We start from the raw sequence: 7,380 nt of genomic DNA, 5'->3' as shown, positions 1-7,380 counted from the left end.
ACATCTTTATCCCACACCGGATAAAGCCTATCAGATTCAACTCATTCTCTCTCCATTGCGTTTATCAGAGATAGAGAGTGTCGATGAGGAGCATCCATGGTTTGTGCACGCGTTTGATTTGATTAAGGCGCGTGCAAAATACGAACTTTACAAGAATATCTTGAAAGATCCCGATTGTGCAACGGCAGCTTACAATGACTTTAACGAACAGTTGCATGAATTGCGTGCAGAGACGTCTCAACGTCATAACGTGACCAGAATAATACCAACGGATTTTTAAGATGGTTTATTTTCCAATCGCTGATTACAGACCAGATGTTTCGGTCGTCAACGGTAGCTTTACGGATACGCTTGTGAATGTTTTACCGGCTGATGGCGGTTACATACCCATGCCTAGTGCAATGGTTGTGTCTCATGCTTTGGAAGAAAAGCCTTTGGGGTGCATAGCGTTTAGAAGTGGCAATGGTGTTAAGATAATTGTAGGAGGCAAACAAAAGCTTTACAGTTATGATAGTCAAACCAAGGGTTGGAAAGACATAAGCCAAAGTGGTGTGACCTATCAAGCAAATGAAGAGAATAAATGGTCGTTTGCTCTTTTTAAAAACATGGTTATTGCGGTGAATAAAAATGATAAACCGCAAGTTTTCAAGGTCCTTAGTTCTGAACGGTTTGAAGATTTAGAAGGAAATCCACCGAAAGCAGGATTGGTTAAGGTTTGGGGACCTTTTGTTTGTTTGATGCAATTGACAGATAATCCCAATCGCATCCATTGGTCTGGAGAAGGCGATGAAACTGTATGGGAGACTCAATATAATGTTAGTGGTTATATGGATTTCCAAGATGGAGAATATGTGCAGGGGGCAACAGAAACAACCAATCCCCTTATTTTTCTTCGTTCCGCTATTTATGCTGGTTCTTTGACGTTAGGTTCCAAAAGCCCGTTTGCTTTTCAAAAGATCCAAGACAAGCGTGGAGCGCGCAGTTCAGCTTCTATAGCGTGTCGAGGGAGTGATGCTTTTTTTGCGAGTGATGGTGGCTTTTATCAGATCAGTGCTGATGGTCAACTTTTGCCGATAGGCTTTGAGAAGGTTGATAGAACAGTTTTTAAAACCTTTGATAAGTTTGCTCTTGATGAGATGCAAGGGGTTATAGACCCCGTTGATAACCGAATTTACTGGTCAATAAAAAGAGGCAATAACGAGCAAACGACCTTTGTCNGTATTTACGACAGGTTATACTTTAGAACAGTTAGATGAGATCTCGATCAATCTTGAGACATTGCCGGCTTCTTTAGACAGCCCTCGTTGGCAAAGTGGCGCCCCAATGCTTGGTGCTTTTGATGATGAAAATAGACTTGTTATGTTTACGGGAGCACCGATGGAGGCAACGGTTGTTTCGCAAGAATTGGGAGCACCAGATGGAAGTTTTAACTTTATCACGAAGATGTTTGCTGAAGTTGATACGACGGAAGGTCTTTTAAGCATAGGAGAGCGTCGGCTTCGCAATAATCAGACGCCGATTACATGGCACCAAGAGAGGGCATGTTCATATGTCACGGGCGCTTATCATGGTCGTTCGCGCAATCGTTATCACCGCTTTAAATTGCGTATTCCTGAAGGCGTTCATTGGAACCATATCACAGGGTTTAATGTGGATTTACGTCCTTTAGGCAGAGGGTAATGGCAAAAGTCTTTTTGACCACGTCTTGGGATATGGAGCGTATAGCGCCTTATCTTGAAGACATCATTGCATCCTTTAGAGAGTATGTAGAGCGTTTCAAACATGAAATCACGTTGCAAGAGCTCATTGAAGCGATTTGCAGCGGCAAGAAACAGTTATGGCTTGTTTTGGATGATGACGAGCGCTTTTTAGCGGCATTCACGACCCAGATACAGCAGACAGTTTTAGGAAAGAAGCGCGCACTGATTTGTGAATGTAGTGGCAAGGGCGTTCTTGATCAAATTGATAATTTGACATTTGTAGAGGATTGGGCGCGTGAGAATGGGGCTTCTGAAATGGAGATCTTGGGTCGTTTAGGTTGGAAACGTGCACTGAACAAACAAGGCTATGGCATAGCTATGCTTTATTATAGGAAGGAATTGTGACATGGGGAGCAAGACACCAACAACGACAGAACAGAAGCAGGTACAAACAAGCGCCCCTCCCACTTGGATGCAGAATGTCTTTAAGCGTGGGGGTGCAGATGCGTATAACATGTATGATACAGGGATGGGTGGTAATGTATATGGGGGACCTCGTGTTGCACCTTTAAGTGCTCCAACTTATCAAGCAATTGGAGGTCTTGGAGCTATTCCTCATCAGTATCAGAATTATATGAATCATTTGATGAATACTCCAACATCGTCTGCGAGAAACCTTAACTGGATTGCATCTGGTGGTTTGATGGGACCGAATTCTCAATTTGATGAGGAACTTAAAGAGGGCTTAAGTGAAATAAGAAATAGTATTAATCGACAGTTTTTAGGTAGTGGTCTTTATGGCTCTAGTGCGCATAACAATGAGTTACAGAGGGGGCTTAATGATGAATTAGCTCGTATCAAGTATCGCCAGCGTGATAGAGATTTACAGCATATGATGCAAGCCAATTCGATGATTGATCAACTAAATGAAAACCGCTTAGGCATGATAGGCAACTTATTCCCCTCTTATAATAATGCCTATTCGAATATGTTGCAGGGGTCATCTGTTCTTAATGACTACAATCAACGCCTTGTTGATGCCAATCGTGAACGTTGGCTGGAACAAGACAATAGCGGCTGGAATAGGTTGAATATGCTTATGAATGCCGGTCATGGTTTTGCAAGGAATTACGGCACGACGACGAATAATCATACAATCTCTAAGATAGAGGGCAATAATCCGTGGAAAAATGTAGGGGCTATAGGTTCTTTAGCACTTCAAGCAGCACCGATGGCTTTTGGTTACATGGCAGGTGGTCCAATGGGAGCAGCGTTGGCAGGAGGAGCATCCAAGTTTTTTTTAGATTACATGAATCAAAAGAAAGCTCTGGAGAATAATTAAAGAATAGTTTTGTAGGAGAGTGTGATGGCATTTCCAATATTATTTCCATTAGCTGGGGCAGCTTTTATGGCAGCAAGAGCTGCGCCTCATGTTTTTAGGTATCTTGCTCCTAAAGCGGTTACAGGGGCGAATAGATTGGGACAATTAATAACAAAGAACCCCGTGGGGAATTTCATAACAAAGTACCCCAAAACCTCTCTATTTATGACTGGAATGTCAGGTATTGAAAGTATGATGACACCAGAGAAAGCACAAGCCCCATCCAACCCCTATTTACAGAATAGTCTGAATCCATATGGACCATTTATGCCCTATACGGCTCCTAAAGCGGAAATGCCTCTTGGATTTGATCAACATCCACCCATGCCAAATGCACTAGAGAGTACTCCACAAGAACTAAAACCTCATGTTAATGAACAAACGCAACCATTAGCACCCGCTTCCCCAACACCGACTCCTGAACTGACAGATGCAGAGAAATTTTTACAGTCCAATACTTATAAGTTTTTTCAATCAGATGCGTATCAGAAGCTCAAAGATCTTTTTGCAGGTATGGCGGAATCTTCATCAGACGGTTCTGGGTGGGATGCGCTTGCAAGTGGTGTGAAGCATCTTAATGAAGGTGATAAACGAAGAGAACAAGTCAATCAAACCGTCGAATACCTAAAATCTAAAGGTTACAGCGAAGAAGAAGCTGCTATCATGGCACGTAATCCGCAAATGCTTAGTGCGATGCTAACAGGTGGTGATAAACCTCAGTTAGATAAAGGTTATGAATGGGATCCCAATTCACAACTAGGTGAACGTAGAGCGAGACCGGTTAAGGGGTCGATGCAGGAACTTGAGTATAATCAGAAAAAACGAGACATAGAAGAGTGGGAAATAGGTAAGAGAAACACTGCTGCTGTAGCAGCAAAAGAAATTAATCATATTGTGGATACAGTTAACAATGCTCTTCAAATTATAGAGAAGAATCCCAAAAAGGCTGCTGGTAAGGTCGGTGCTTTTACTCAGATTTTCCCCGATACTGCTGCAAAAACATTAAAAAATAAATTAAAAACGCTTGAAGGTGGTGTCTTTGTTCGAGTGATTGAAGCAATCAAAAAGCAAAGTGACGGCGGGAAATTAGGCGTTGGACCGTTATCTAATGAAGAAAGCAGGCGCATAGTAGCATCTTATGGTACTATGGACATTAGCGATAAACCAGAAGAACTATATAAAACGCTCTTAAAAATCAAAGATATGTTTGATCTTTTTAAAAAACTGAATGATGAGGAAATTTATAGGTTGTCAAATGGAATGGAAGTAAGACCGCGTCTAAAGTATTCTGCTCAATATGCTAATCAGTCGATGCCGCAAGGAGGTGTTGAAAAATTGCCAACTATAAGTAGCAGAGAAGATATTAAAAAACTTGCTATTGGAGAAAGAGTATCCATACCAGACGGTAACTATATATATGACATTATTAGGGATAGATAAATGGTTCATCATAATAATACTCATCAAGATTTTCCAGATTTTGGTCCTGGAATAAGAATTATACGCCGTATCCCTAAAGAGGAATACGAAACATCGGTAGAGGAACCATTTCCAGATTTTGGTCCTGGAATAAGGGTTATACGTCGTATCCCTAAAGATGAATACGAAACATCATCCCAACATCCCGAAATAAGTAGCAGTGAAGCCTTTTGGAATTCTTTAAAGCATGGATTGAGTTTTAATTTAGATGATGAGATTGCAGGGATCACAGCGGCAGGACGTGATTCTGATGATGAGTTGGCAATAAAGGCTTTTGCGAAGGGGCTTATCAACTATTGGACTGGAGATAAGAAAACCATAGAAAAATATGAGAAAGAAGCCAATAGAATACGTGATTATTATCGTAGGATGAGTGATCAACATTATTGGACTTCTTTTGCTGGAAATGCTTTAGGGTCGACAATCCCTTCACTTGCGACTTTAGGGGGAGGATTGTTAGCCTCAGGAGCACGCTTTGTAGCGCCTACACTTGCAAGGAATGTGGCGGGGTCAAAATTAGGTCAAGCCTTTTTGAAAGCAGGTCAGTTACCCCCAAGTCGATTTGCAAGTCCATTTTTAGGCATCACGAACAAAACAACATTGCCTCATTTGCTTAAAGTAGGGGCAGCATCTGGTGCATTACATGGTGCAGGAGAAGGGGAAGGGTTTGGGAATACACTTACAAGTACGTTATCTGGTGCAGGTTTAGGAGCGGGTGGGGCATTGGCTGGAAGTGCTTTAGCTCATTTAGCTGGTTATCCGGTAAGCGGAATACGAAGACTTTTTTCTCCTTCTCATACGAAAGAAGGTGTTTCAAAAGATACGTTAAGAGCAATCAGTAAACATTTAGGCAATGAAGCTTCTGAAGAGCTAGGAGAATCTTTTAAAAAAGCAGTTTCTACCGATTACGTAGCTGATCATAGTCCTTTTTTACAAGACCTTGTTTTTGATATCGCAAAAAGAAACCAAGGGGCTTATCTTGATTTAACCAAGAGAGCTGAACAGAGAGCGCTGGGAGGAGGGGAGCGTATTCATCAGGCGGCTGATAAATACTTTGTTCCTCGTCAAAATGTCACAGGTTTAAAAAATGATCTTATCGCGAGTAGGGAAGCATATACAGAACATCTTTACGAAATAGCTAAGAAGACTCCGATAGGAGAAAAATATTATGGTGCTCTTAATGAATTAATGAAGCGTCCATATTTCAAACAAGCTTATGATGAAGGACTAAAGCGGTTTATTACGGATGGCAACAACGTTAGTCCGTTTTCTTCTCAAAAATTTAGTCTCCTTAGAGAGAAACCCAACATGGGGGCTCTTCATAAGACTAAAGAGGTTATCGATTTAATGATAAGAACGGAAAAGAAACAAGGAGATAATAGCCAAGTTCGCAGTTTAGTGGGTATCAAGAAAAAATTGTTAGAGCTTATGGATGATATCTCGTCTGAATATAAGAAAGGGCGGGCATTGTATCATCAATATAGTTCACATGTAGATGCCATGGATGAAGGTTCCAAAATCCTTAGCAAGTCGGTTAATAAGGATGAATTCAGTAAAATCTTTGATGAATTACCAAAGGCACAACAAGAATACTTTAAAAAGGGCTCAAGGGCAGAACTTTTACAAGGTATGGGGCAAACAAAAGATGAAGTATCCAAGGCAAAGGAGATTTTTGGTACGAATGATCTGTATGAACGATTTGCAAAGATTTATGGAGCCGATAAAGCTTCTGCTGTTAAGAATGTTGTCAATAAAGAAGCTAATTATGCAGATTTTTATAACAGAATACCAGGTCGTGTAGCGGATGAAAAGATATCTTTTAGGCATAACGTCAATATGCCAACGGGTAAACGTGATGCAGCTGTACAATTAGCAAAAGCTGCTGGGAAGGCAGCTTGGATTCCTTTCAAAGAGGCGGCGTTTAGAGAGCGTCAACGGATTGAAAAGGATGTTGTCAAATTGTTAACAGGGGGGACACAGATTAAGAATGATCAAATTGTAGCTCTCATTCAACGCATGGTAAACGCGCATCATAAGGGATATGCGACAAAAGAATGGTTCAAAAAGCTTTCTGCTGCTTTGTTTGGAGGTGGGGGAAAAGCCTCAACGGAGGAGTTGAATTTATTGAGTGCATTTGAGTAAGGGAGGAGATTAGGCTATGACCCGTTATAGTCCTTCAGTCGATCAAGCGATACGGCAAACGGCAGCGCGTTATGGTTTGCCAGAGAGTTATTTGTACCGTGTTGCGCAAGTAGAAAGTGGAGGCAATCCGAATGCAAGGAATCCCCGTTCTTCTGCGGGTGGGTTGTATCAATTTATAGACAGCACCGCCAAACAATATGGTTTGCAGGATCGTTTTGATCCCATGCAAGCGGCAGATGCCATGGGGCGGTTGACGCTTGATAATCGCAATCATTTAAGCCGCCTTTTGGGAAGAGCGCCTAGTGAAGCGGAATTGTATTTAGCACATCAACAAGGTGCAGGAGGAGCCGCGCGGCTTCTTCAAAATCCCCATGCCAATGCGGCGCAAATTGTTGGGAGCAATGCGGTTGGCTTGAATGGTGGAAACAACACTATGCGTGCAAGTGATTTTGTCAACCGTGTATTACAGATGTATGGGGGGCAGCCTCATAGAGCAAGTCCTACAGCGCATGGTGGCATTAGAAATAGAGACAACTTGTTAGAGGTTTTAAGGGCATTATTAGCATCACAAGAAGAGGCTTCGGAAGAAGAAGAGAGTGATGATGATAATCCTTTGATGACGCAATTCATGCGGGCATTTTACGGACCATTTTACCGAAGCTAGGATTCACGAGAAAT

General features: G+C 41.8%; 5 protein-coding genes and 2 pseudogenes. All 7 read left to right on the top strand.

Translation table 11 applies throughout. The annotated features are described in order from the left end of the window. Window positions 1-280 (top strand): annotated as a pseudogene (locus ACFIL7_RS03225) (hypothetical protein); the annotation flags it as partial. 1 nt (window position 281) lies between these two features. Then, window positions 282-1,680 (top strand): annotated as a pseudogene (locus ACFIL7_RS03220) (hypothetical protein). Next, a complete protein-coding gene (locus tag ACFIL7_RS03215; protein WP_375683351.1) occupies window positions 1,680-2,105 on the top strand; it encodes a hypothetical protein in 426 nt (141 codons plus the stop codon). Before ACFIL7_RS03220 ends, ACFIL7_RS03215 begins: the two are co-directional and overlap by 1 nt. Window position 2,106: 1 nt before the next feature. After that, on the top strand, window positions 2,107-3,042 hold the full coding sequence (locus ACFIL7_RS03210) for a hypothetical protein (protein ID WP_375635036.1): 936 nt from the start codon (window positions 2,107-2,109) through the stop codon (window positions 3,040-3,042). 24 nt (window positions 3,043-3,066) lie between these two features. After that, window positions 3,067-4,521, top strand: coding sequence for a hypothetical protein (locus ACFIL7_RS03205; RefSeq protein WP_375683111.1), 1,455 nt, complete (start codon window positions 3,067-3,069; stop codon window positions 4,519-4,521). Continuing rightward, window positions 4,522-6,702 carry a hypothetical protein gene (locus ACFIL7_RS03200; protein WP_375633270.1) on the top strand — a complete coding sequence of 727 codons (2,181 nt, stop codon included), beginning with the start codon at window positions 4,522-4,524 and terminating at the stop codon, window positions 6,700-6,702. It abuts the gene before it with no gap. 16 nt (window positions 6,703-6,718) lie between these two features. Next, window positions 6,719-7,366, top strand: coding sequence for a transglycosylase SLT domain-containing protein (locus tag ACFIL7_RS03195; protein ID WP_375683350.1), 648 nt, complete (start codon window positions 6,719-6,721; stop codon window positions 7,364-7,366). Window positions 7,367-7,380 lie beyond the last annotated feature (14 nt).

Source organism: Bartonella sp. AP3QHHD, assembly GCF_042195765.1.
GTDB lineage: Bacteria > Pseudomonadota > Alphaproteobacteria > Rhizobiales > Rhizobiaceae > Bartonella.
The sequence above is the reverse complement of the archived record's forward strand: the minus strand, read 5'-3'. Positions and strand labels throughout refer to the sequence as shown.